The sequence below is a fragment of the Teichococcus deserti genome (assembly GCF_001982615.1).
Classification (GTDB): Bacteria; Pseudomonadota; Alphaproteobacteria; order Acetobacterales; family Acetobacteraceae; genus Pseudoroseomonas; species Pseudoroseomonas deserti.
In genome coordinates this window covers 32841-52982 of record NZ_MLCO01000279.1, presented here as the reverse complement: position 1 = coordinate 52982, position 20142 = coordinate 32841, and the positions used below count along the sequence as shown (strand labels likewise).

Sequence of the window (20142 nt, the reverse complement as noted above, 5' to 3'; positions counted from 1 at the left end):
GCCGATGCCGGCGCCGGGGCCAGCGCCGGCATCGGCACCACCCGCGCCAGCCGGTCGAGGGGCAGCAGCATCCTGCCCCCCGCCAGGCCGAGGCCGAGCAGGCCGGCCCGCGCCCGCTCGGCCACCGGGCGCGGCGGCAGGGCGGCGGCGGGCAGCGGGGCGACGGCCGCGGTCGGCGTGGCGGAGAGCAGCGCCAGCGGCAGGTCGAGCGGCTGGGCGTCCTCCGGCACCTGGGCCAGCAGCGCCTCGCCGGTCAGCAGCAGGCGGGCGCCGCCTTCGCTGGCGGGACAGAGCAGCCAGACCGGGCCGGCGACGCCGCCCGGGGCCAGCACCGGCAGCAGCTGCCCGCCCTGCAGCGCCAGGCCGAGCAGCCCGGGCGCGGCGCCGGGCAGCGGGCGCGGGCGCAGCGGCGGGACGGCCTCTACCCCGGGCGGCAGGCGCCAGGCGCGGCCACCGGCCAGCAGCGCGCTCATGCCCGCCGCCACAGCGAGGGCTGCGTCTCCGACCACAGCACCAGGCCGAGCGAGGGCGGCGGCGCGTCGGTGGCGCCCAGCAGCAGCGCCCCGCCCGGGGCGAGCCGGGCGAAGAGGCCCTCGACCACCGCGGCGCGGGCGGGCGCGGTCAGGTAGATCAGTACGTTGCGGCACAGGATGATGTCGAAGCTTTCTTCCGGCTCGGCCAGTTCGCAAAGGTTCTGGCGCGACCAGGACACGGTCACACCGGCTGGCGGCTGGGCGCGCGCCCCGCCATCGGGCAGGCGCGGGAAATGCCGCAGATAGGCCGTCGGCACGTCGCGCAGCGGGTCCGGCGGACCGGGCGGGAAGCGGCCCGTCGCGGCCCGGGCGAGGGCCGGGCGGCAGAGGTCGATGCCGGTGACCGCCGCGGCGAAGCCGGCCTTGCCGGCCAGGGCGGCGAGCGTCCAGCCCTCCTCCCCCGTGGCGCAGCCGGCGGAGAGCAGGCGCAGCGGGCGGCCGAGCCCGCGCAGGCCCGGGAAGACCAGAGCAGCCAGCGCCTCGAGCTGGGAGGCGGCGCGGAACAGCCGCGTCTCCTGCACGGTCACGGCGTCGAGCAGCGCGGCCCAGAAAGGATCCTCAGGATCGGCGGGCGGCAGCCGCGCCTCGGTCATGCCGGAGAGCAGCAGGGCGGCGCGGCGCAGCCGGCCCAGCAGCACCTCGCTCGGCGCCAGGCCGGCGAGCCGCGCCAGCCCGTCCAGCAGGCCGAGCTGCAAGCCATCCGCGCCAGGAGGTCCCTGCATCATGCCTCCGGCCGGGAAAGCCCGGCGGGCGCCATCCCGAGGAAGGGCGTCCGCCGGCGCGGGATCAGGCCGCCAGCGCCTCGGCGCGGGTGGCATAGGCCGGGATGATCTTGTCGAAGCCGGAGATCTCGAAGACCTCGCGCACCGGCGCCTGCAGGCCGCAGACGCTGAACGGCTTGCCGGCGGTCTTGGCCTGCTTGGCGGCCTTCAGCAGCACGCGCAGCCCGGCGGAGGAAACGTAGCGCACCCCCTCCAGATCGGCGACCACGCCGCCTTCCTCCAACAGGGCGAGCAGCTTGCTCTCCGCCGCCGCGGCGGTGGCGGTGTCGAGCCGCCCTTCGAAGGCAGCGACCGTCACGGCCCCGGACTTGATCTCGGCGATCTGCATACTCGTCACGCTCCTCTATGCGTCTCTCAATCGTCTCTGACGCGTGGCCGTCAAAGTGCCGCGCGCTTCAGCCCGCGTCCAGCACCGCCGCGAGGCGGTTGCAGCCGTCCTGCCGCCGATAGTCCAGGCTGCGGACCATCTTGCGGACGAAATGGATGCCCAAGCCCCCGATCTCGCGCTCCTCGATGCCGGCCTCGGTGTCGGGCGCAGCCTCGGCCAGCGGATCGAATTCCGGGCCGTCATCGACGATGTCGAGCAGCAGCGCGCCCTCCGCCTGGCGCAGCGCCACCTCGACGAAGCTGGCGCCGACGCCGTGCATGGCGACATTGGCTACCAGCTCCTCGGCGACCAGGGCCAGGCGATGCGCCACGCCCGGGCTGAGCTCCGCCTCCTCGGCAAAGGCCTCCAGCCGGTCCAGCAGCTCGGGCACCGCCTCCGCCTCGGGCCGCAGCCGCAGCGCCAGTTGCGTGCTCATCGCCATGCTCGGCTGCCTTCCTCTCGACTCGGACGGACGTTTCCGCGCCAGATTACCCAAGCGCACGACGCTTGTCAGGACGGCAGCGGCGGGCGCCCCGGCGACGGCCGCCAGCTTGACGCTGGCAGGCCGGCGCGGCATCGATGCGGCGCACCGCCGCAAGCGGGCTTTCTTTCGTGAAAACAAGCGCTTCGTGACAGTTTCATGACAGGTCGCGGGGCCATGCAGGACATCTGATTGATGCGCATGCGCCTGATGCTGGGCGGGCTGGTGATGCTGGTGCTGCTCGGCATGGCCGGGCTCGGCCTCTTCGCCCTGCACCAGACCGATGCCGCCAGCCGCGCGACCTCGACCCGGCTGGCCGAGCTGCAGGGCATCCTCGACACCGGCCGCCAGGCGGAGACCGGCTTCAAGCGGCAGGTGCAGGAATGGAAGAATCTCCTGCTCCGCTCCCGCGACGAAGCCAGCCGGCGCGCGCTGGAGGAACGCTTCCTGGCCGAGCAGACGCGCACCGCCGCGCTGCTGCAGGGCCTGGCCCGGGCGGCGCCGCGCCTGCCGGAGGCCGCCGGCGCCGGCCTGCCCGCCCTGGTCGCCGACCATGCGACGCTGGCTGCGCGCTATGCCGAGGCCCTGGCCGGCGCCGATCCGACCACGCCCGAGGGCCCGCGCGCCATCGATGCCCGGGTGCGAGGCGTCGATCGCGCGCTGGAGCAGAAGCTGGACGCCGCCGCCGAGGCCATTGCCCAGGCCTTCCATGCCAGCCGCGAGGCCATGCTGCGCGACTCCGCCGCCCGCTACGAGGAGACCCGGCGCCTGCTGCTGATCGGCTCGGCCGCCGGGCTGGTGCTGGTGCTGGCCCTGCTGCTGACCCTCGCCACCGCCCGCCGCCCGGCCTGAGACCCGCCTCGAGAGACCTGACCGATGGAACTCTTCGCCAGCCTCTTCGGGGGCCTCGGCCTGTTCTTCCTGGGCATCAAGGCGGTCGGCAGCGGGTTGCAGGCCATGGCCGGCCCACGGCTGCGCGGCGCCATGCGGCTGGCGACCCGCGGGCCGGTTTCGGCCGCCGGCACCGGCCTGCTGCTGGGCGCGCTGACCCAGAGCTCCAACGCCGTCACCTTCATCGCCACCAGCCTCTACACCGCCGGGCTGCTGCCGCTGGCGCGCGCGCTGCCGGCGCTCGCCTGGGCCAATGCCGGCACCGCGGGGCTGGTGCTGCTGGCCACCATCGACCTGCGGCTGGCGGTGCTCTGGCTGTTCGGCCTGGTCGGCTTCGCCAGCTATTTCGGCATCGACCACGGCGGGCGCCTGCGGCCGCTGCTGGGGGCGCTGGCGGGGCTTGGCCTGCTGTTCCTGGGCCTGGCCACCATCAAGGCCGGCGCCGCGCCGCTGCGCGACCTGCCCATGGTGCGCGAGCTGCTGGCCTTCTCCGGCCAGGCCCTCACCCCGCCCTTCCTGGTCGGGGTGGTGGTGACCATCGTCGCGCAATCCTCCTCCACCGTCTCGATCCTGGCGATCACGCTCGCCAGCCTCGGCCTGCTCGGCTTCGAGCAGACGGTGATGGTGGTCTATGGCGCCTCGCTCGGCTCCGGCCTGTCGGTGCTGCTGCTGTCGGGCAACCTGTCCGGCTCGGCCCGCCAGCTCGCCTGGTTCCAGACCCTCTTCAAGGTGATCGGCACGGTCCTGTTCCTCGGCCTCTTCGTGCTGGAGCAGCGCGGCATCCCGCTCGTCCTCTGGCTGACCGAGCACCTGGCCGAGCGCCTGCCCGAGCGCATCGGCTGGCTGTTCCTGATCTTTCAGGTGGTGACGGCGCTGTTCCTCGCACCACTCGGCCGCCCGATGCGCGCCCTGCTGGAGCGGCTGTCGCCGGCGACGCCGGCCGAGGCGCTGGGCCGTCCGCGCTTTCTGTACGATCAGGCGCTCGACCATCCGCCCAGCGCCCTCGACCTGGTCGAGCGCGAGCAGGCCGGCCTCGCCGCCCGCCTGCCCGGCCTGCTGGCCCCGGTGCTGGACGGCACGCCTGCGACGCCGCCGGTCGCCACCCAGCTGGCTGCCGCCGCCAGCGTCGAGCAGGCCACCAAGACCTTCCTGGCCGAGCTGCTGGCGCGCGACCCCGACCGCGGCACGCTGGACCGCGCCGTGCTGCTGGAGAACCGCAACGAGCTGCTGGCGGCGCTGCGCGAGACCATCGGCGACTTCGCCATCGCCGCCGCGGGCCCGTCCCAGGCGCCGGTCGCCACCCGCGTGCTGCAGCTGTCGGAAGCGCTGCACCTGCTGCTGCTGCAGCTCGAGGACGTCGGCAGCCGCGGCGACAGCGAGGACCTGGCGATGCTGCGCGAGCTTTCGGCCGACCGCTCGGAGATGATGGACCAATTGCGCCGCCGGGTGTCGACGACCGAAGCGCTGACGCCGGAAGATCAGAGCCTGCTGTTCCGGGTCACCACGCTCTTCGAACGCGCGGTGTGGCTGATCCGGCGGCAGACGTTGTTGTTGGGAGAAGCGACCGTCTGAGCAGAGAAGACAGGGGGGAAGGTCGGGGGAATGAATTCCCCCGAGCCCCCATCTTTTTTCTGATCACCGGCCGTTCGGGGACCTGCGCCTTGCCTGCACCGTCGCCCGGGCATCATGGCGGGACGCAGGCATAAAAAAACAGCGCGACCTCGAAGGTCGCGCTGTTGATGGTCCGTTGTGCCCCACGTCTTCACGTGGACACGGCAGTCGGACAGAAAAAAGAAGGGGTCCAGGGGAATTCATTCCCCTGGCCTGCCTCTTTTTTTCCCTTCAGGCGTGCTCGAGATCCAGCGCATAGCCGGCGGAACGGACGGTGCGGATGATATCCACCTCCCCATCGGCGTTCACCGACTTGCGCAGACGGCGGATATGGACGTCGACGGTGCGCGGCTCGACATGGATGTCGCGGCCCCAGACGGCGTCCAGCAGCTGCTCCCGCGAGAAGACGCGGCCCGGGTGCTGCATGAAGAATTCCAGCAGCCGGTACTCGGTCGGGCCCAGATGCAGCGCGCGGCCGGCGCGAGTCACGCGGTGCGCGTCCTGGTCCATCGACACGTCCTGCCAGGCCAGCACGCCCTTGGTCGCGACCCCGCCGGAGCGGCGCAGCAGCGCCCGGATGCGCGCCATCAGCGCATCCATGACGAAAGGCTTGGCGATGTAGTCGTCCGCGCCGGTGTCCAGGGCGCGCACGGCGTCCTGGTCCTCGGTGCGGGCGGTGACCATGATGATCGGCAGGTCACGCGTGTCGGGGCGGCGGCGCAGCTGGCGGCAGACTTCCAGCCCGGAGAGGGCCGGCAGCATCCAGTCCAGCAGCACCAGGTCGGGCGGAGCCTCGGCGACCCGCATCAGGGCTTCCTGGCCGTCGGCGGCCTCGTCGACCCGGAAGCCCTGCTTTTCCAGGTTGTAGCGCAGCAGGGTCAGCAGCGGCGCCTCGTCCTCGACCACCAGGATCGTCGGACGCGACATACCGGAATGCAGCTCGGCCATCGGTGGCACTTCTCCTCAGGCGGTCGTTCGGTCAGACCGGCGGGCGGACGACGGTGTAGGCGGAGCTGTCCGACTTCGGCCGGTCCTCGGGCAGCATGTGGCCGAGCACGGCGTAGTGCACGGTCTCGGCGATGTTGGTCGCGTGGTCGCCGATCCGCTCGAAGTTCTTGGCGATGAACAGCAGGTGGGTCGCCGCGGTGATGTTGCGCGGGTCTTCCATCATGTGGGTCAGCATCTCGCGGAAGATGCCGTTGTAGATGTCGTCGACCGGCGCGTCGGCGCCCCAGACGCGCTCGGCGGCGTTGGCGTCTTCCTTGACCAGCGCGTCGATCGCGTCCTTCAGGTTCTCCTGCACCAGCTTGGCCATCCACTGGAAGCCGTTCAGGCTGCCCAGCTGCGGCTGCTGCGAGACGACGATGGCGCGCTTCGCCGCGTTGCGGGCGTAGTCGCCGATGCGCTCGATGTCGGTCGAGACCTTCATCGCGGCCACGATCAGCCGCAGGTCGGCGGCCATCGGCTGGCGCAGCGCCAGCAGGCGGACGCAGAAGTTCTCGATCTCGGTCTCGAGCGCGTCGATCTCGCCGTCGCGGCCGACGACGGCGCTGGCGAGCTCGGTGTCGCGGCGGATCAGGGCGGCGGCGGCATCGGCCACCTGGCGCTCGGCCAGGCCGCCCATGCGGGCGACCATGTCACGCAGGCGCTTCAGCTGTTCTTCGTACGACTTCACGATGTGCTCGCTCTGCAAAGTGTCTTCCATGGGAGCCCCGATCAGCCGAACCGGCCGGTGATGTATTCCTGGGTCTTCTTCTGCTTCGGCGCGGTGAACATCTCTTCCGCCGGCGCCACCTCGATCAGCTCGCCGAGATAGAAGAAGGCCACCTGGTCGGCGCAGCGCGCCGCCTGCTGCATGTTGTGCGTGACGATGGCAATGGTGAAGTCGCGCTTCAGCTCGTCGATCAGCTCCTCGATCTTGAGGGTGGAGATCGGGTCGAGCGCCGAGGTCGGCTCGTCCAGCAGGATCACCTCGGGCCGCACCGCGATGGTGCGGGCGATGCAGAGGCGCTGCTGCTGGCCGCCGGAGAGGCCCATGGCCGAGCTGTTCAGCCGGTCCTTGACCTCGCCCCAGATGGCGGCGCGGGTCAGCGCCCATTCGATCCGCTCGTCCATCTGCGCCTTGGACAGCTTCTCGTGCAGGCGGATGCCGAAGGCGATGTTCTCGTAGATGGTCATCGGGAAGGGCGTCGGCTTCTGGAACACCATGCCGACGCGCGAGCGCAGCGCGTTGATGTCGACGTCGTCATCCAGGATGTTCTTGCCGTCGAGCAGCACCTCGCCGGTGGCGCGCTGGCCCGGATAGAGGCTGTACATCCGGTTCAGGACGCGCAGCAGGGTCGACTTGCCGCAGCCCGAGGGGCCGATCATGCCGGTGACCTGGCGGTCCGGCAGGTCGAAGTCGATCGACTTCAGCGCCTTGTGGTCGCCGTAGTAGAAGTCGAGCTTGCGCACCGAGATGCGGGCCGGGTTCAGGGTCTCGGCGCTGCGGGCCTGCAGGCCGGGCATGGCGTCGGTGGCGGTCTGGGTCATGGAAGCGCTCATGATCTGCCTCACTTGCGGCGCAGCAGCGTGCGCGCTGCGATGTTGAGCCCGAGGACGCCGAGCGTGATGATCAGCGCGCCCGCCCAGGCCAGCGCGATCCAGTCCTGATACGGCGAGCCGGCATAGGAGTAGATGGTGATCGGCAGGCTGGACATCGGCCCGGAGAGGCTGAGCGACCAGTTCAGGTTGCCGAGAGAGGTGAAGAGCAGCGGCGCGGTCTCGCCGGCGACGCGGGCGACCGCCAGCAGCACGCCGGTGACGATGCCCGAGGCGGCGGCGCGCCAGCAGACCAGGGTGATCATCTTCCACTTCGGCGCGCCCAGGCCGATCACCGCCTCGCGCAGCGTGTCGGGCAGCAGGCGCAGCATGTCTTCCGTCGTGCGGACCACGATGGGGATGACGATGATGGCCAGCGCGACCGACCCGGCCCAGCCGGAGAAGCCGCCGAAGGGCACCACCAGGATCTGGTAGACGAAGAGGCCGATCAGGATCGAGGGCGCCGAGAGCAGGATGTCGGAGACAAAGCGCACGGCATTGGCCAGCGGCGAGGCCTTGGCGTATTCGGCCAGGTAGGTGCCGACCAGCAGGCCGATCGGGGTGCCGATCAGGGTGCCGATGCCGGCCTGGATCAGGCTGCCGATGATCGGGTTCAGCAGGCCGCCGTCGGAACCGGGCGGCTTGGTGACCTCGGTGAAGACCCGCGGCGACAGCGCGGTGAAGCCGTTCCAGAACAGCGTGCCCAGGATCGACAGCAGCAGGGCCAGGCCGATGCCGGTCGCCGCGTAGCAGGCGAGCTTGACGGTCAGCGCGGTGGCGCGGCGGCGGCGGCCGAGGGCGGCGGCGACGGCCTGGTTCTTGGCGGGGCCGCCCGGCAGGCTGGCCTTGGGGAGGGCAGCGTGGGTCGTGGCGCTCATGGGATCAGGCCTTCCGACGCTGGCGCAGCAGGAAGCGCGAGGCCGCCAGCACGATGAAGGAGATGACGAAGAGCAGGAAGCCCAGCGCCAGCAGCGCGGAGAGCTTGAGGCTGCCGAGCTCGCTCTCGCCGAATTCGAGGGCGATCACCGAGGCAATGGTGTTGCCCGGCCCGAACAGGCTGGTCGAGATGCGGTTGGCGTTGCCGATGACGAAGGTGACCGCCATGGTCTCGCCCAGCGCGCGGCCGAGGCCCAGCATGATGCCGCCGACCACCGAGATGCGGGTATAGGGCAGCACCACGCTGCGGACCACTTCCCACTGGGTGCAGCCCAGGCCGTAGGCGCTCTCCTTGTAGACGGCGGGCACCGTCTCGAAGACGTCGCGCATGGTCGCCGCGATGAAGGGCAGCACCATGATCGCCAGGATCAGGGCGGCGGTGAAGATGCCGGTGCCGAAGGGCGGGCCCGCGAAGAGGTCGCCGATCAGCGGAAGCTCGCCCAGCGTGTCGATGACGAAGGGCTGCACCGTCTGCGCCATGAACGGCACGATCAGGAAGAAGCCCCACATGCCGTAGATGATCGAGGGGACGGCGGCCAGCAGCTCGACCGCGGTGCCGACCGGGCGGCGCAGCCAGGCGGGCGCCAGCTCGGTCAGGTAGAAGGCGACGCCGAAGGCCAGCGGCACGGCGAGCACCAGCGCCAGCACGGCGGTGATGACGGTGCCGTAGATCGAGACGCCGGCGCCGAAGACCTCCTGCACCGGATCCCACTCCGTCGAGAAGACGAAGCCGAAGCCGAAGGCCCGGAAGGCCGGCAGGCCGCCGATGAACAGGCCGATGATGATGGCGCCGAGCAGCGCCAGCACCAGGAGGCCGGCGATGCGGCAGGCGGCGGCGAAGATGGCGTCGCCCATGGCGCCGGAGGCGCTGCCGCGCCTCAGGCCGGGCGGCGAGCCGCTGGCGGCGATGGCGTCAGGGGCAAGGGTGGCGGACGGCGGCAAGATCGCGCTCCGGGTCGCGGGTTCCGGGTAGCCCCCGGCGGCGGGACGGGCCTGGGCCGGCGGCGCGGCGGCCGCGGCGGTCGGTCCTGAGGAGGCCGGGCTTAACCGCCCCGGCCGATCCGCGGAAGCGGGCGGCACCGCGTGATGCCGCCCGCCTGTCCTGTCATCCGGCCGGACGCGGGCGTCCGGACCAGGTCCTCAGTTCGCCGGCCAGACCGGCTTGCCGTCGACCTGGATGGTCGCCCAGGCGGCGCGGATGGCGTTCTCGACCGCTTCCGGCACCGGGATGTAGTCGAGCTCGGTCGCCGTGGCATCGCCCGAGCGGAAGGCCCAGTCGAAGAACTTCATCACGTTCTGCGCGCGGGTGGCGTCGGTCGGGTTGCGCGGCAGCAGGATGAAGGTCGGCGAGACGATCGGCCAGGAGGTGGCGCCCTGGGTGTCGATCAGGCTGGCGGCGAAGTTCGGCGCGGTCCAGTCGGCATTGGCGGCGGCGGCCTGGAAGGCGGCGGTCGTCGGCTCGACATAGTTGCCGGCGCGGTTGCGCAGCTGCGTGGTCACCAGCTTGTTCTGCATGGCATAGGCATGCTCGACATAGCCGATGGCGCCGCGGACGTTGCGGACGGTGCCGGCGACGCCCTCGTTGCCGCGGGCGCCCGTGCCCGACGGCCAGCGCACCGAGGTGCCGACGCCGACGCGGGTCTTGAAGTCGCCGGAGACGGCGGAGAGGTAGGACACCCAGACGAAGGTCGTGCCCGAGCCGTCAGCGCGGTAGACCGGCGCGATCGCCAGGTTCGGCAGGCTCAGGCCCGGGTTCATCTCGACCAGGCGCGGGTCGTTCCACTTGGTGATCTTGCCCAGGTAGATGTCGGCCAGGACCTCGCCGGTCAGGCGCATCTTGTGGTCCTCGACGCCGGGGACGTTCACGATGGCGACCAGGCTGCCCATGGTGGCCGGGAACTGCAGCAGGTTGTGCTCCTGCAGCTGCTCGGCGGTCATCGGCGCGTCGGAGGCGCCGAAGTCGACGGTGCGGTTGCGGATCTGGGCCTGGCCGGCGCCCGAGCCGACGGACTGGTAGTTGAGCTGGATGTTGATCGCCGAGCGGGCCGCCTCGCCCCACTTCTGGTACAGCGGGTTCGGGAAGCTCGCGCCGGCCCCGGTGATGGTGGCCTGCTGCGCGACAGCGCCCATCGAGAGGCTGATCGACGCCACGAGGCCGGCCGCCAGGGCCAGAATCCGATTGCTCACCTTGTATCTCTCCGTCCTTGGGGCCGTCCGGTGTCCGCTGGTGGCAGCCGGTCCGGCCGGTTCGGTGAGGCGCCTTCTAGGACGGAGGAGCGACGGTTCTATTTCAGAAATATGAAGCTTCGATGACGGCCGCCTAGACCTCCAGAGACAGTCATCCGGTTGTCTCCCCCACCTCATCGCCGCGCGCGCGGAGCGCTGCCTGAAACCCCAGGCGGGGGCTGGGCTTTTCGCCGGTGCCGGTGCCGCGCTATCGCGCGGGGCCGTGGAGGATCCTGCCATGCCCCGGCTGCCCAGCACCACGGCCCTGGCCGTTCTTGTCACATTCCTCGGCCCGCCGAACCGTCCCGTCCGGGCCGAATCGCCATCGGCACCGCCGCCGGCGGCCGCGGCCCTTGTCCTGGCGGAGCCGCAGCCGGCCTGGCGCGCCAGCCGGGTGATCGGCAGCCCGGTCTTCAACGCGGAGGAGGAGCAGGTCGGCGCCGTGGTCGACCTGGTGCTGCTGGAGGATGGCCGCGTCGCCTCGCTGGTCCTGGGCGTCGGCGGCTTCCTGGGGGTGGGCACGAAATACGTGGGGGTGCCGATGGCCGAGCTGCGTTTCCTGCCCGGCCCGCGCGGCGCGCCCCGCCTGGTCACCGGGATGACCCGCGAGGCGCTGCGCGAGGCGCCGGCCTTCGACCTCGACGCCGAAAGCCGCTAGGCCACCGTCCCGCCGGCGATGCTCAGGACTTCTTGGTACCGTCGTTCAGCGGCTCCTCCCAGCCCACCGTGTTGGTGCCGGGGCTGGACTGCGACGGCGGATCGCTGGCCGGGAAGGTGTCCTCCAGCGAGCGCTCCAGCTTGGCGTCCTCGCCCTTCGCCTTGCGGTGCTCTTCGACCGGACGGTCCTTCTCGGCCTGCTTGTCGCCGGCGCCTTGCGGGGTCGGGTTGGCCATGGCGGGTTTCCTCCCGTTGCGCGCCCTGCCGCCGCGGCCGGGCGCCTGTGATGGAAGAACCGATGGCGCGCCGGCCGGGTTGCCAGCTCGCGAATCCGCGATTTTTCCGGTCGAGCAAATCCTCGCCCAAGGCTAAGCTCACGGCGCCTTGATGGAGCGGCGCCATGGACCCGACCGGCAGCGACGATCGCCTTTCTTCCCCGCCGGCCGCCGCCCCGCCCCCGGGTGGCCGAACCGCCCTGCCCTGACCCTGCGACGCAGCCCGAGGCGGCGGCCGCCTGGCTGGAGGCGAAGCTGCGCCAAAGCTTCGCGCAGGACAGCGCCGAGCCGCTGCCGCCACGGCTTCTGGGCCTGCTGCGTGGCCCGCCGCCGCAGGATGATCACCAAGGCTGAACCGCGGCTTCGCGGGACTGTCACGGCACCGCCACGCCGCTGTCGCCGCGTCGGGTCCAACAGGAGGCGTCTGCCCCTTCGCGGAGTCGCCGCATGCCCGACGCCTTGCCCCGGATCACCCGCCAGCACACGGCCAATGCCGCGCTCTTCCTGAAGCGCTGGTCGGCCAATCCGCTGCAGATGGGCTCGGTGGTGCCGTCCTCCCCCAGCCTCTGCCGCCGGATCGCGCGCGAGGTGAAGCGCGGGCCCCAGGACTATGTGCTGGAGCTCGGCGCCGGCACTGGCGTGGTGTCCCGCGCCCTGCTCGAGAGCGGCGTCCCCGCCGAGCGGCTGATCGTGGTCGAGATCGTCCCCGAGATGGCGGCGCATCTGCGCGACACCCTGCCCGGGGTGCGCGTGGTCTGCGGCGACGCCTTCGACCTGGCCGCCTGCATCCCGCCCGAGGCGCATCACCGGATTTCCACGGCGATCTGCGGCATCCCGCTGGTCCTGCTGCCGCTGGAGAAGCAGCGGCGATTCCTCGACAGCGTCGAGGCGGTGGCGCCGGGCCAGGGCTTCCTGCTCTATACCTACTGCATCACCTCCCCGCTGCCCTGGCGCAAGCTGGCGCTGAAGGCCGAGCGCCGCGCCTGGACGCCGCGCAACTTCCCCCCCGCCAGCGTCTGGCGCTACACGCCCGACGCCGTCTGATACGTTGACGTAACGATAACGCCCATGCTGTGCTGCCTCCCCAACCCCGGGGAGGCAGCGATGGGCGGCATTCTGCAAATGGCACCGATGGCGGCGGCCGAGCCGGAAGCGCTCTGGCAAGGCGGCGTGCCGGCCGAGGCCGTGACCCTGTCCGAGGCCTTCGAGGGCTGCATCCTCACCCCCTACAATGACGGCTTCGGCTTCCCGACCATCGGCATCGGCAGCCGCAGCTATCTGGACGGCGCGCCGGTGCGGCTTGGTGGCCCCTCGATCGACCGGGCGATGGCCGAGCTGCTGGCGCAGCGCGACCTGGACAAGGCGGCCCTGCTGGTCACCCGGGCGGTCACCGCGCCGCTGACCCCGCGCCAGGCGGCGGCGCTGATCCTGCTGGCCAACAACCTGGGCGCGCTGACCGTCGCGGCGCCCAGCCTGCTGAAGCTGGTGAACGGCCGCGACTGGAAGGCCGCCGCCGACCTGTTCAAGATCTACCGCAACAGCGCCGGCAAGCCGGTGACCGGACTGCGCCGCCGCCGCTGGGCCGAAGCCGCCTTCAGCCTGGGCATGGAGGCGGCCCTGGCACGGCAGAAGGCCTGGGGCGCCATCCAGTCGCCGGAGGACTGGCCGCCCCTGCCCGGCTGAGGCCTAGCCGGCCGCGGCGAGCCCGGCCGGCAGCTCGCCGCGCAGCGAGACCAGCTGGGCGCGGAACTGCGCGGCGCAGGCCTGCCAGCTGAAGCCCTCGGCCCGCGCCCGGCAGGCGGCGCGGTCGGCGGTCAGCGCGGCCAGGCAGGCGCGCTGCAGGTCGTCGTCGACGGCACCGACGGGCGCATCGCCCAGCACGGTCAGCGGTCCGGGCTGCCGGAAGGCGGCGACCGGGGTGCCGCAGGCCAGCGCCTCCAGCAGCACCAGGCCGAAGGTGTCGGTGCGCGAGGGAAACACCATCACATCGGCCGAGGCATAGGCGGCGGCCAGCGCCTCGCCATGGCGGAAGCCGGCGAAATGCGCCTGGGGAAAGCGCTGCTGCAGCCCTGCCCGCGCCGGCCCGTCGCCCACCACCACCTTCGACCCCGGCAGGTCGAGCGACAGGAAGGCCTCGATATTTTTCTCGACTGCCACGCGGCCGACGTGCAGAAAGATCGGTCGCGGCAGGCCAGGGAACGCGTCGCGCGCCCCCGGTTGGAACAGCGCGGTGTCGACGCCGCGCGACCAGTGGCGCAGCCGGCCGAAGCCCTGGGCGTCCAGTTCGCGATGCAGGCTTTCGGTCGCGACGAAAGTGCCCGAGGCCGCCGCGTGGAAGCGCCGCAGCACCGGCCAGGACCAGGCCAGCGGCACCCGGAAGCGCGCCGCCAGATAATCGGGGAAGCGGGTGTGGAAGGCGGTGGTGAAGCGCCAGCCGCGCTGGCGGCACAGCCCCCGCATCGACCATCCCAGCGGCCCTTCGGTGGCGATATGCACCGCATCGGGCCTGGCCTCCTCCACCATCGCCGCCAGGCGGCGGCGCGGGAACAGCGCCAGCCGCAGCCCCGGCTCGCCCGGCACCGCCAGGCTGCCGAAGCGGTCGGGGCTGATCACCGTGACGCTGTCGCCGGCGCGCTTCAGCGTCTCGGCCACCATGCTCAGGGTGCGGACGACGCCGTTGACCTGCGGCGTCCAGGCATCCGTGACCAGCAGAAGCCGCATCTTATTCGGCGGCGACGGCGACCGGCGCCGGCAGGGCGCGCGGGGTGGCGTTGTGGCGGCGGCGGTGCTCGGCGGCCCAGTCGATCAGTTCGAAGCGGCCATCGGCATGCTCGACCAGCGCCGAGCAGCTCTCCACCCAGTCGCCGTCGTTCATATAGGTCACGCCGTTCACCTGGCGCATCTCGGCATGGTGGATATGGCCGCAGATGACGCCGTCCAGGCCGCGGCGACGGGCTTCCTCGGCCAGCGCCACCTCGAAGCGGTCGATGGCCTTCACCGCCTCCTTCACCTGGCGCTTCAGCCACTGGCTGAGCGACCAGTAGGGATAGCCCAGGCGCCGGCGCACCGCGTTGAACCAGCGGTTCACCGCCAGCGCCGCGTCATAGGCCCAGTCGCCCAGATGCGCGATGACGGTGGCATAGCGGACCACGCTGTCGAACTCGTCGCCATGGATGACCAGGAAGCGGCGGCCGTCGGCGGCGGTGTGGACCGCCTCCTTCATCAGGGCGATGCCGGCCACCTGGAACTCCGGCCCGGCCCAGTCGCGGAAGACCTCGTCGTGGTTGCCCGGGATATAGGTGACCTTGGTGCCCCGCTTGGCCATGGAAAGGACCTTGCGGATCACCTGGTCATGCCCGGCATCCCAGTACCAGGAGCGCTTCAGGCGCCAGCCATCGATGATGTCGCCCACCAGGTAGAGATGCTCGCACTCCACCTCGTTGAGGAACTCGAGCAGCAGGTCGACCCGGCAGCCGCGCTGGCCCAGGTGGGTGTCGGAAATGAACAGCGTCCGATAACGGCGCGTGGCGGGGCTCGGCGGCATTCCGGCTTCCCTCGGCTGTGCCCAGGATCCGAGTCCGCGACCGGTGGCCTGAGCGTTGCATCCGAGGGGAGGCCTTATCGGAGCTTCGCGACGTCGCCATGACGGGGGTGTGACAGATAAAAGAGAAGACAGAATAAGCTCGGGGGAATGAATTCCCCCGAACCCCCTTCTTCTTTCTGCGGTGACTGCCGTGTCCACGTGGAGACAGGACGTGAAACGGCCAATCCGCAGCACGACCTTTGGGGTGGCGCCGTTCTTGTCTGATGGCGTCCCGCCGCGCTGCCCTGGTGTGGCCTGCGGTATGGCGCTGGTCTCGTGACGGCCGATGAACAGAAAAATCCAGGGGAATTCATTCCCCTGGCCTACCCCTGCCCTATTCCTGGAACGCGCCGCCCAAAACGAACAGGCAATCCCCCCGCACCGTCCGCCCCGGCTGGCGCTTGCACAGGACGAAGCCGTCATTGGCGAAGGTGCATTCGACGAAGGGCGCCCAGGGCGTCTCCGGGAAATGGATCCGCGCTGCCGGCTGTCCGGCCTTCACGCGGTCGCCAAGCTCGACCAGCGGCTCGAAGACGCCGGCCTCGGGCGTGTAGACGAAGTGGTCCTGGCCGGCGAGGCCGAAGACCTCGGTGGCCTCGCCCTCTAGGCGCTCGCTCTCGGGCAGGATGCCGAGATGGACCAGCAGGTTGTTCACGCCGCGCTCGGCGATGCGCAGCCCGGCCGGGGTGACGCAGCCGCCGCCGCCGAGCTCGCTGCCCAGCGTCGGGATGCCGAGCGTCTCGGCATAGCCGCCGAGCGTCTGGTTGCCGCCCTGCCCCTGGGCGCGGCCCTGCACATAGGCCAGCGGCGCGCCGAAGGCCCGCAGCGCCGCCATGTGCTTCGCGTAGAGCGCCCGGTCGGGCACCTGGCTGGTCAGCACGCAGGGCACGTAGAGCAGCGAGGAGCCGCCGGAATGCAGGTCGCAGATCAGGTCGGCGCGCGGGATCAGCTCGGTCGCGATGAAATAGGCGATCTGCTGGGTGACCGAGCCATCAGGATCGCCGGGGAAAATGCGGTTCAGGTTGAGGTTGTCGATCGGCGAGACGCGGTTGCCGGCCATGGCGGCGGGGAAGTTGGCCGTCGGCAGGATGATGACGCGGCCCTTGATGGCCTCCGGCGTCAGGCGCTTGACCAGGTTGGCCAGTGCCACCTGGCCTTCGTATTCGTCGCCGTGGTTGCCGGAGACGAAGAGCGCGGTCGGGCCCTCGCCGTTGCGGATGACGACGATCGGGATCGGCAGGAAGCCATAGGCCGAGGCGTGGCTGGAATGGAACAGCCGCAGGAAGCCGTGCTGGGCGCCATCGCGGTCGAAATCCACATCGCAGAGGATGCGGCTTTTGCGGGGTTCAGGCATCGCAGCTTGGCTCCGGCGTTCAGTGGGTCTTGGTCAGCAGGTGGCAGGCGGCGAGATGGCCTGGCGCGGTCTCGGCCAGCGGCGGCGCGACCTCGCGGCAGATCGCCATGGCGTGCGGGCAGCGGGTGTGGAAGCGGCAGCCGGGCGGCGGGTTGATGGCGCTGGGCATGTCGCCGGCGACGCGCAGCCGGGCGGCGCGGCGGGCGGCGCGCCCGGCCGGATGCGGCGCGGGGACGGCGGCCAGCAGCGCCTGGGTATAGGGATGCAGCGGCGCGGCGTAGAGCTCTTCCTTCCGCGCCAGCTCGACGATGCGGCCGAGATACATCACGGCGACGCGGTCGGAGATGTGGCGCACCACCGACAGGTCATGCGCGATGAACAGGTAGGTCAGCCCCATCTCCTGCTGCAGGTCCTGCAGCAGGTTGACGATCTGCGCCTGCACCGAGACGTCGAGCGCCGAGACCGCCTCGTCGCAGACGATGAAGCGCGGGCGCAGGATCAGCGCGCGGGCGATGCCGATGCGCTGGCGCTGGCCACCGGAGAATTCATGCGGGAAGCGCGAGGCGGCGCGGGCGGAGAGACCCACGCGTTCCAGCATCGCCGCCACCTTGTCGCGTGCGGCGGCGTCGGGTTTGGCGCCATGGATGACCAGCGGCTCCATGACGATGTCTTCCACCGTCATGCGCGGGTTCAGCGCGCCATATGGGTCCTGGAAGACGATCTGCATGCCGCGGCGGGTCTCGCGCAGCTGCTTCGGCGCCAGGCCGGTGATGTCGGCGCCGTCGAACAGGACATGGCCGTCGCTGGCCTCCAGCAGGCGGATCAGCAGCCGGCCGAGCGTCGACTTGCCGCAGCCGGACTCGCCGACCAGGCCCAGCGTCTCCCCTGGCATGATGCGCAGGGAGACATCGTCCACCGCGCGCAGCACGGCGCCGCCGATGCGGCGGCCGAACCAGCCGGCAGGGCCGACATGGAAATGCTTGGACAGGGCGGTCGCCTCGACCAGCGGGCGGTTCATGCGGGCTCGGCCATGGCGGCGGCGATCTCCGGCAGGCGGATGCAGGCGGCGGCATGGGCCGGCGCGCGCTCGGCGAGGATGGGCAGGGTCTCGGCGCAGGCCGGCGCGGCATGGGCGCAGCGCGGGCGGAAGCGGCAGCCGGAGGGGCGGCGCGCCGGCTCCGGCAGGCTGCCCGGGATGGCGACCAGGCGCGGCCGGTCATGCTCCAGCGAGGGGACGCAGTCGAGCAGGCCGCGGGTATAGGGATGCAGCGGCGCGTCGAACAGGCGCTCGACCGGCGACTGCTCGACGATGCGGCCGGCATACATGACGAGCACGCGGTCGGCGGTCTCGGCGACCACGCCCATGTTGTGGGTGATGATCATGATGGCCATGCCGAGCTCGTCGCGCAGGTCCATCAGCAGGTCGAGGATCTGCGCCTGGATGGTGACGTCGAGCGCGGTGGTGGGCTCGTCGGCGATCAGCAGGCGCGGGTTGCAGGCCAAGGCGATCGCGATCATCACGCGCTGCCGCTGGCCGCCGGAGAGCTGGTGCGGATAGTCGTCCATCCGCCGCTCCGGCGACGGGATGCCGACCTTGGCCAGCAGCTGCACGGCGCGGTCGCGCAGGGCCCGCGGCGACAGGCGCTCATGCGCGCGGATGGTCTCCATGATCTGCTCGCCGATGCGGAAGACCGGGTTGAGCGAGGTCATCGGCTCCTGGAAGATCATGGCGATCCCCGGGCCCCTGATCTTCTGCAGCTGCCGCTCGGACAGTTTTGTTAGATCCTGCCCGTCGAACATCACCGAGCCCGACAGGATCTTTGCGGGTGGCCGCGGCAGCAGCCCCATCACCGTCAGCGCCGTGACGCTTTTCCCGCTGCCGGACTCCCCGACGATCCCCAGGATTTCCCCTGGCTCGATACCGAAAGAAATATCCTCGATGGCGGTGACCTGGCCGCTTTCGGTGCCGAAGGCGGTGGTGAGGTTGCGGATCTCGAGCAGGCTCATTGCTGGATCCTCAGCCGCGGGTCGAGCACGTCGCGCAGACCGTCGCCCAGCATGTTGAGGCCGAGCACGGTCAGCATCAGGGCGACGCCGGGGATGGCGATGATCCAGGGCGCGTCGCGCATGAAGTCGCGGCCCTCGGCCATGATATTGCCCCAGGTCGGCGTCGGCGGCACCGCGCCGAGACCGAGGAAGGACAGCGTCGCCTCGGACAGCACGGCGTAGGCGAACAGGAACGACAGCTGGACGATCATCGGCGCCATGGCATTGGGCAGGATATGGTGCCGCAGGATGCGCCAGTGGCCGGCCCCGGCGGCGACCGCGGCCTGGACGTATTCCATCTCGCGCAGGACAATGACCGAGGCGCGGACGATGCGCGCCGTGCGCGGCACATAGACGATGCCCAGCGCCAGGATGACGTTCATCGTCGACGGCCCGAGCATCGCCGTGACGCCGATCGCCAGCAGGATGGCCGGGAAGGCCATCAGCGCGTCGTTGATGCGCATCAGCACATTGTCGACGCGGCGGAAATAGCCGGCCAGCGCGCCGATCAGCGTGCCGAAGACGGCGTTCAGCGCCACCACCGAAATGCCGATGATCACCGACAGCTGCGCGCCCCAGACCACGCGCGACCACAGGCTGCGGCCGAAATTGTCGGTGCCCAGGATATAGTCGCCGCCGGGCGGCAGGAACTTGTTGCGCATCGACAGGCGGTTCGGGTCGGCCGTGGTGATCCAGGGCGCCGCGGCCGCCAGGAAGGCGATGATGCCGAACAGGAACAGCCCGGTCAGGAACAGCCGGTGCCTGAACAGCCGGCGCAGCGCGGCCAGCGCCGGGTGGCGGCGCTTCGGCGCGCGTTCCACCGCCTCGGGCGCCGCGGCCAGGGGAAGGACCTCACTCATAGCGCACCCGCGGATCCAGCACGGCATAGAGCAGGTCGATGCCGATATTGACGAGGACGAGGAAGCCAGTGACCAGCAGCAGCCCGCCCTGCACCATCGGATAGTCGCGGTTCAGCACCGCCTGGGTCAGCAGCTGGCCGATGCCGGGGATGGAGAACAGCGCCTCGGTCACCACCGCGCCCGACAGCAGCAGGCTGATGATGATGCCGACCACGGTGGTGATCGGGATCAGCGCATTCGCCAGGGCATGGCGGAAGACCACCTGGTGGTAGGGCAGGCCCTTGGCGCGGGCGGTGCGGATATAGTCCTGGCGCATCACCTCCAGCATGGTGGAGCGGGTGATGCGCGCCAGCAGCCCGGCCTGCAGCAGCGCCAGCGAGATCGCCGGCATGGTGACGCTGCGGAACCATCCCCAGGGATCCTGGGCGAAGGGCACATAGCCGCCGGTCGGCAGCCAGCCGAGATGCACCGCGAAGACGATGATCATCACCAGGCCCAGGAAGAAGCTCGGCACCGAGATGCCGATCATGGCGAAGACCATGGCCAGCTGGTCGATGATGGTGTTCTGCTTCAGCGCCGCCGCGATGCCGCAGAGCAGCCCGATCAGCAGGGTCAGCACCAGCGCATAGGCGGAGAGGCCGAGGGTGACCGGCAGGCGCTCCATGGTGACGGCGAAGACGCCGCGCCCCATCAGGATCGAGCGCCCCAGGTCGCCCTGCAGCAGCCCGCCATACCAATGGACGAGCTGCTGCAGGAAAGGCTGGTCGAGGCCCAGATCGGCGCGGATCTGCGCCACCTGCTGCGGCGTGGCGGAGAGGCCGGCGATGGCGGCCGCCGGATCGCCCGGGATCAGCCGCATCATGCCGAAGGTGATCAGGCTGACCAGCAGCAGCACCGGCAGGGCGCTGGCCAGCCGCCGCAGGGCGACGCCCATCATGGCGCTAATCCGGCAGCCACCCC

24 protein-coding genes are annotated in these 20142 nt (G+C 71.0%); 6 read left to right on the top strand and 18 right to left on the bottom strand.

Annotated features, from left to right (window positions below; translation table 11 throughout):
• The 4 genes from BKE38_RS24000 to BKE38_RS32385 form a co-directional block, all read right to left on the bottom strand.
• On the bottom strand, window positions 1-473 hold a 473-nt coding region (locus BKE38_RS24000), incomplete at its 3' end, for a hypothetical protein (RefSeq protein WP_131829709.1).
• Window positions 470-1255, bottom strand: a complete 786-nt coding sequence (locus tag BKE38_RS23995; protein WP_165694274.1) for a CheR family methyltransferase — start codon at window positions 1253-1255, stop codon at window positions 470-472. The genes BKE38_RS23995 and BKE38_RS24000, both read right to left, overlap by 4 nt.
• A 64-nt stretch (window positions 1256-1319) precedes the next feature.
• Window positions 1320-1643, bottom strand: a complete 324-nt coding sequence (locus BKE38_RS23990; RefSeq protein WP_076959742.1) for an STAS domain-containing protein — start codon at window positions 1641-1643, stop codon at window positions 1320-1322.
• A gap of 67 nt (window positions 1644-1710) precedes the next feature.
• Window positions 1711-2124: an ATP-binding protein gene (locus BKE38_RS32385; RefSeq protein WP_165694273.1), complete on the bottom strand. Its 414-nt coding sequence runs from the start codon at window positions 2122-2124 to the stop codon at window positions 1711-1713.
• Here BKE38_RS32385 and BKE38_RS32380 point away from each other — a divergent pair.
• The 3 genes from BKE38_RS32380 to BKE38_RS23975 are packed head-to-tail and all read left to right on the top strand — an operon-like array spanning window position 2111 to window position 4626.
• On the top strand, window positions 2111-2326 hold the full coding sequence (locus BKE38_RS32380; RefSeq protein WP_165694272.1) for a hypothetical protein: 216 nt from the start codon (window positions 2111-2113) through the stop codon (window positions 2324-2326). The two genes, BKE38_RS32385 and BKE38_RS32380, sit on opposite strands and share 14 nt — an antisense overlap.
• Before the next feature lie 32 nt (window positions 2327-2358).
• Complete coding sequence (locus tag BKE38_RS32375; RefSeq protein ID WP_076959741.1) at window positions 2359-3015, top strand: hypothetical protein; 657 nt, start codon at window positions 2359-2361, stop codon at window positions 3013-3015.
• Between the two features lie 24 nt (window positions 3016-3039).
• Window positions 3040-4626: a Na/Pi symporter gene (locus BKE38_RS23975; protein WP_076959740.1), complete on the top strand. Its 1587-nt coding sequence runs from the start codon at window positions 3040-3042 to the stop codon at window positions 4624-4626.
• 270 nt (window positions 4627-4896) lie between these two features.
• Here the strand turns inward: BKE38_RS23975 and phoB are convergent, their stop codons facing one another.
• From phoB to pstS, 6 genes are all read right to left on the bottom strand, one after another.
• On the bottom strand, window positions 4897-5613 hold the full coding sequence (gene phoB, locus BKE38_RS23970; RefSeq protein WP_076959739.1) for a phosphate regulon transcriptional regulator PhoB: 717 nt from the start codon (window positions 5611-5613) through the stop codon (window positions 4897-4899).
• Between the two features lie 31 nt (window positions 5614-5644).
• On the bottom strand, window positions 5645-6370 hold the full coding sequence (gene phoU / locus BKE38_RS23965; protein ID WP_076959738.1) for a phosphate signaling complex protein PhoU: 726 nt from the start codon (window positions 6368-6370) through the stop codon (window positions 5645-5647).
• 11 nt (window positions 6371-6381) lie between these two features.
• Complete coding sequence (gene pstB, locus BKE38_RS23960) at window positions 6382-7173, bottom strand: phosphate ABC transporter ATP-binding protein PstB (protein ID WP_076959750.1); 792 nt, start codon at window positions 7171-7173, stop codon at window positions 6382-6384.
• 44 nt (window positions 7174-7217) lie between these two features.
• Window positions 7218-8123: a phosphate ABC transporter permease PstA gene (pstA, locus tag BKE38_RS23955; RefSeq protein WP_076959737.1), complete on the bottom strand. Its 906-nt coding sequence runs from the start codon at window positions 8121-8123 to the stop codon at window positions 7218-7220.
• Window positions 8124-8127: 4 nt separating this feature from the next.
• Window positions 8128-9036, bottom strand: coding sequence for a phosphate ABC transporter permease subunit PstC (gene pstC / locus BKE38_RS23950; RefSeq protein WP_242662552.1), 909 nt, complete (start codon window positions 9034-9036; stop codon window positions 8128-8130).
• Between the two features lie 285 nt (window positions 9037-9321).
• On the bottom strand, window positions 9322-10368 hold the full coding sequence (gene pstS, locus BKE38_RS23945; RefSeq protein ID WP_076959736.1) for a phosphate ABC transporter substrate-binding protein PstS: 1047 nt from the start codon (window positions 10366-10368) through the stop codon (window positions 9322-9324).
• A gap of 277 nt (window positions 10369-10645) precedes the next feature.
• Between pstS and BKE38_RS23940 the strand changes: the two genes are divergently transcribed.
• On the top strand, window positions 10646-11065 hold the full coding sequence (locus BKE38_RS23940; protein WP_076959735.1) for a PRC-barrel domain-containing protein: 420 nt from the start codon (window positions 10646-10648) through the stop codon (window positions 11063-11065).
• Between the two features lie 22 nt (window positions 11066-11087).
• On the opposite strand, the gene BKE38_RS23935 is transcribed toward BKE38_RS23940, so the two are convergent.
• Window positions 11088-11300 carry a hypothetical protein gene (locus BKE38_RS23935; RefSeq protein WP_076959734.1) on the bottom strand — a complete coding sequence of 71 codons (213 nt, stop codon included), beginning with the start codon at window positions 11298-11300 and terminating at the stop codon, window positions 11088-11090.
• A gap of 486 nt (window positions 11301-11786) precedes the next feature.
• Between BKE38_RS23935 and BKE38_RS23930 the strand changes: the two genes are divergently transcribed.
• Both BKE38_RS23930 and BKE38_RS23925 read left to right on the top strand, forming a co-directional pair.
• On the top strand, window positions 11787-12383 hold the full coding sequence (locus tag BKE38_RS23930) for a class I SAM-dependent methyltransferase (RefSeq protein ID WP_076959733.1): 597 nt from the start codon (window positions 11787-11789) through the stop codon (window positions 12381-12383).
• Window positions 12384-12461: 78 nt separating this feature from the next.
• Window positions 12462-13022, top strand: a complete 561-nt coding sequence (locus BKE38_RS23925) for a lysozyme (RefSeq protein ID WP_131829708.1) — start codon at window positions 12462-12464, stop codon at window positions 13020-13022.
• A 3-nt stretch (window positions 13023-13025) separates the two neighbouring features.
• Here the strand turns inward: BKE38_RS23925 and BKE38_RS23920 are convergent, their stop codons facing one another.
• The 7 genes from BKE38_RS23920 to BKE38_RS23890 form a co-directional block, all read right to left on the bottom strand.
• The gene (locus tag BKE38_RS23920; protein WP_076959731.1) at window positions 13026-14060 is read right to left on the bottom strand and encodes a glycosyltransferase family 4 protein; all 1035 of its coding nucleotides are present in this window, start codon (window positions 14058-14060) and stop codon (window positions 13026-13028) included.
• Between the two features lies 1 nt (window position 14061).
• Entirely contained in the window at window positions 14062-14883 is an 822-nt protein-coding gene (locus BKE38_RS23915) for a UDP-2,3-diacylglucosamine diphosphatase (RefSeq protein WP_076959730.1), read from the bottom strand.
• Between the two features lie 373 nt (window positions 14884-15256).
• Complete coding sequence (locus tag BKE38_RS23910) at window positions 15257-16276, bottom strand: succinylglutamate desuccinylase/aspartoacylase family protein (protein ID WP_076959729.1); 1020 nt, start codon at window positions 16274-16276, stop codon at window positions 15257-15259.
• A 19-nt stretch (window positions 16277-16295) separates the two neighbouring features.
• Window positions 16296-17294, bottom strand: a complete 999-nt coding sequence (locus tag BKE38_RS23905; RefSeq protein ID WP_076959728.1) for an ABC transporter ATP-binding protein — start codon at window positions 17292-17294, stop codon at window positions 16296-16298.
• The gene (locus BKE38_RS23900; RefSeq protein ID WP_076959727.1) at window positions 17291-18283 is read right to left on the bottom strand and encodes an ABC transporter ATP-binding protein; all 993 of its coding nucleotides are present in this window, start codon (window positions 18281-18283) and stop codon (window positions 17291-17293) included. The genes BKE38_RS23905 and BKE38_RS23900 overlap by 4 nt, the downstream gene beginning before the upstream one ends.
• Window positions 18280-19182: an ABC transporter permease gene (locus BKE38_RS23895; RefSeq protein WP_076959726.1), complete on the bottom strand. Its 903-nt coding sequence runs from the start codon at window positions 19180-19182 to the stop codon at window positions 18280-18282. The genes BKE38_RS23900 and BKE38_RS23895 overlap by 4 nt, the downstream gene beginning before the upstream one ends.
• Window positions 19175-20119, bottom strand: coding sequence for an ABC transporter permease (locus tag BKE38_RS23890; RefSeq protein ID WP_076959725.1), 945 nt, complete (start codon window positions 20117-20119; stop codon window positions 19175-19177). Before BKE38_RS23890 ends, BKE38_RS23895 begins: the two co-directional genes overlap by 8 nt.
• Window positions 20120-20142 lie beyond the last annotated feature (23 nt).

Bases quoted from the DNA above. Each gene is read 5' to 3' on its own strand.
- BKE38_RS23995 (WP_165694274.1), bottom strand. From the start codon at position 1,255: ATGCAGGGACCTCCTGGCGCGGATGGCTTGCAGCTCGGCCTGCTGGAC.
- BKE38_RS23990 (WP_076959742.1), bottom strand. From the start codon at position 1,643: ATGCAGATCGCCGAGATCAAGTCCGGGGCCGTGACGGTCGCTGCCTTC.
- BKE38_RS32385 (WP_165694273.1), bottom strand. From the start codon at position 2,124: ATGGCGATGAGCACGCAACTGGCGCTGCGGCTGCGGCCCGAGGCGGAG.
- BKE38_RS32375 (WP_076959741.1), top strand. From the start codon at position 2,359: ATGCGCATGCGCCTGATGCTGGGCGGGCTGGTGATGCTGGTGCTGCTC.
- BKE38_RS23975 (WP_076959740.1), top strand. From the start codon at position 3,040: ATGGAACTCTTCGCCAGCCTCTTCGGGGGCCTCGGCCTGTTCTTCCTG.
- phoB (WP_076959739.1), bottom strand. From the start codon at position 5,613: ATGGCCGAGCTGCATTCCGGTATGTCGCGTCCGACGATCCTGGTGGTC.
- phoU (WP_076959738.1), bottom strand. From the start codon at position 6,370: ATGGAAGACACTTTGCAGAGCGAGCACATCGTGAAGTCGTACGAAGAA.
- pstB (WP_076959750.1), bottom strand. From the start codon at position 7,173: ATGCCCGGCCTGCAGGCCCGCAGCGCCGAGACCCTGAACCCGGCCCGC.
- pstA (WP_076959737.1), bottom strand. From the start codon at position 8,123: ATGAGCGCCACGACCCACGCTGCCCTCCCCAAGGCCAGCCTGCCGGGC.
- pstC (WP_242662552.1), bottom strand. From the start codon at position 9,036: ATGGGCGACGCCATCTTCGCCGCCGCCTGCCGCATCGCCGGCCTCCTG.
- BKE38_RS23940 (WP_076959735.1), top strand. From the start codon at position 10,646: ATGCCCCGGCTGCCCAGCACCACGGCCCTGGCCGTTCTTGTCACATTC.
- BKE38_RS23935 (WP_076959734.1), bottom strand. From the start codon at position 11,300: ATGGCCAACCCGACCCCGCAAGGCGCCGGCGACAAGCAGGCCGAGAAG.
- BKE38_RS23930 (WP_076959733.1), top strand. From the start codon at position 11,787: ATGCCCGACGCCTTGCCCCGGATCACCCGCCAGCACACGGCCAATGCC.
- BKE38_RS23925 (WP_131829708.1), top strand. From the start codon at position 12,462: ATGGCACCGATGGCGGCGGCCGAGCCGGAAGCGCTCTGGCAAGGCGGC.
- BKE38_RS23920 (WP_076959731.1), bottom strand. From the start codon at position 14,060: ATGCGGCTTCTGCTGGTCACGGATGCCTGGACGCCGCAGGTCAACGGC.
- BKE38_RS23915 (WP_076959730.1), bottom strand. From the start codon at position 14,883: ATGCCGCCGAGCCCCGCCACGCGCCGTTATCGGACGCTGTTCATTTCC.
- BKE38_RS23910 (WP_076959729.1), bottom strand. From the start codon at position 16,276: ATGCCTGAACCCCGCAAAAGCCGCATCCTCTGCGATGTGGATTTCGAC.
- BKE38_RS23905 (WP_076959728.1), bottom strand. From the start codon at position 17,294: ATGAACCGCCCGCTGGTCGAGGCGACCGCCCTGTCCAAGCATTTCCAT.
- BKE38_RS23900 (WP_076959727.1), bottom strand. From the start codon at position 18,283: ATGAGCCTGCTCGAGATCCGCAACCTCACCACCGCCTTCGGCACCGAA.
- BKE38_RS23895 (WP_076959726.1), bottom strand. From the start codon at position 19,182: ATGAGTGAGGTCCTTCCCCTGGCCGCGGCGCCCGAGGCGGTGGAACGC.
- BKE38_RS23890 (WP_076959725.1), bottom strand. From the start codon at position 20,119: ATGATGGGCGTCGCCCTGCGGCGGCTGGCCAGCGCCCTGCCGGTGCTG.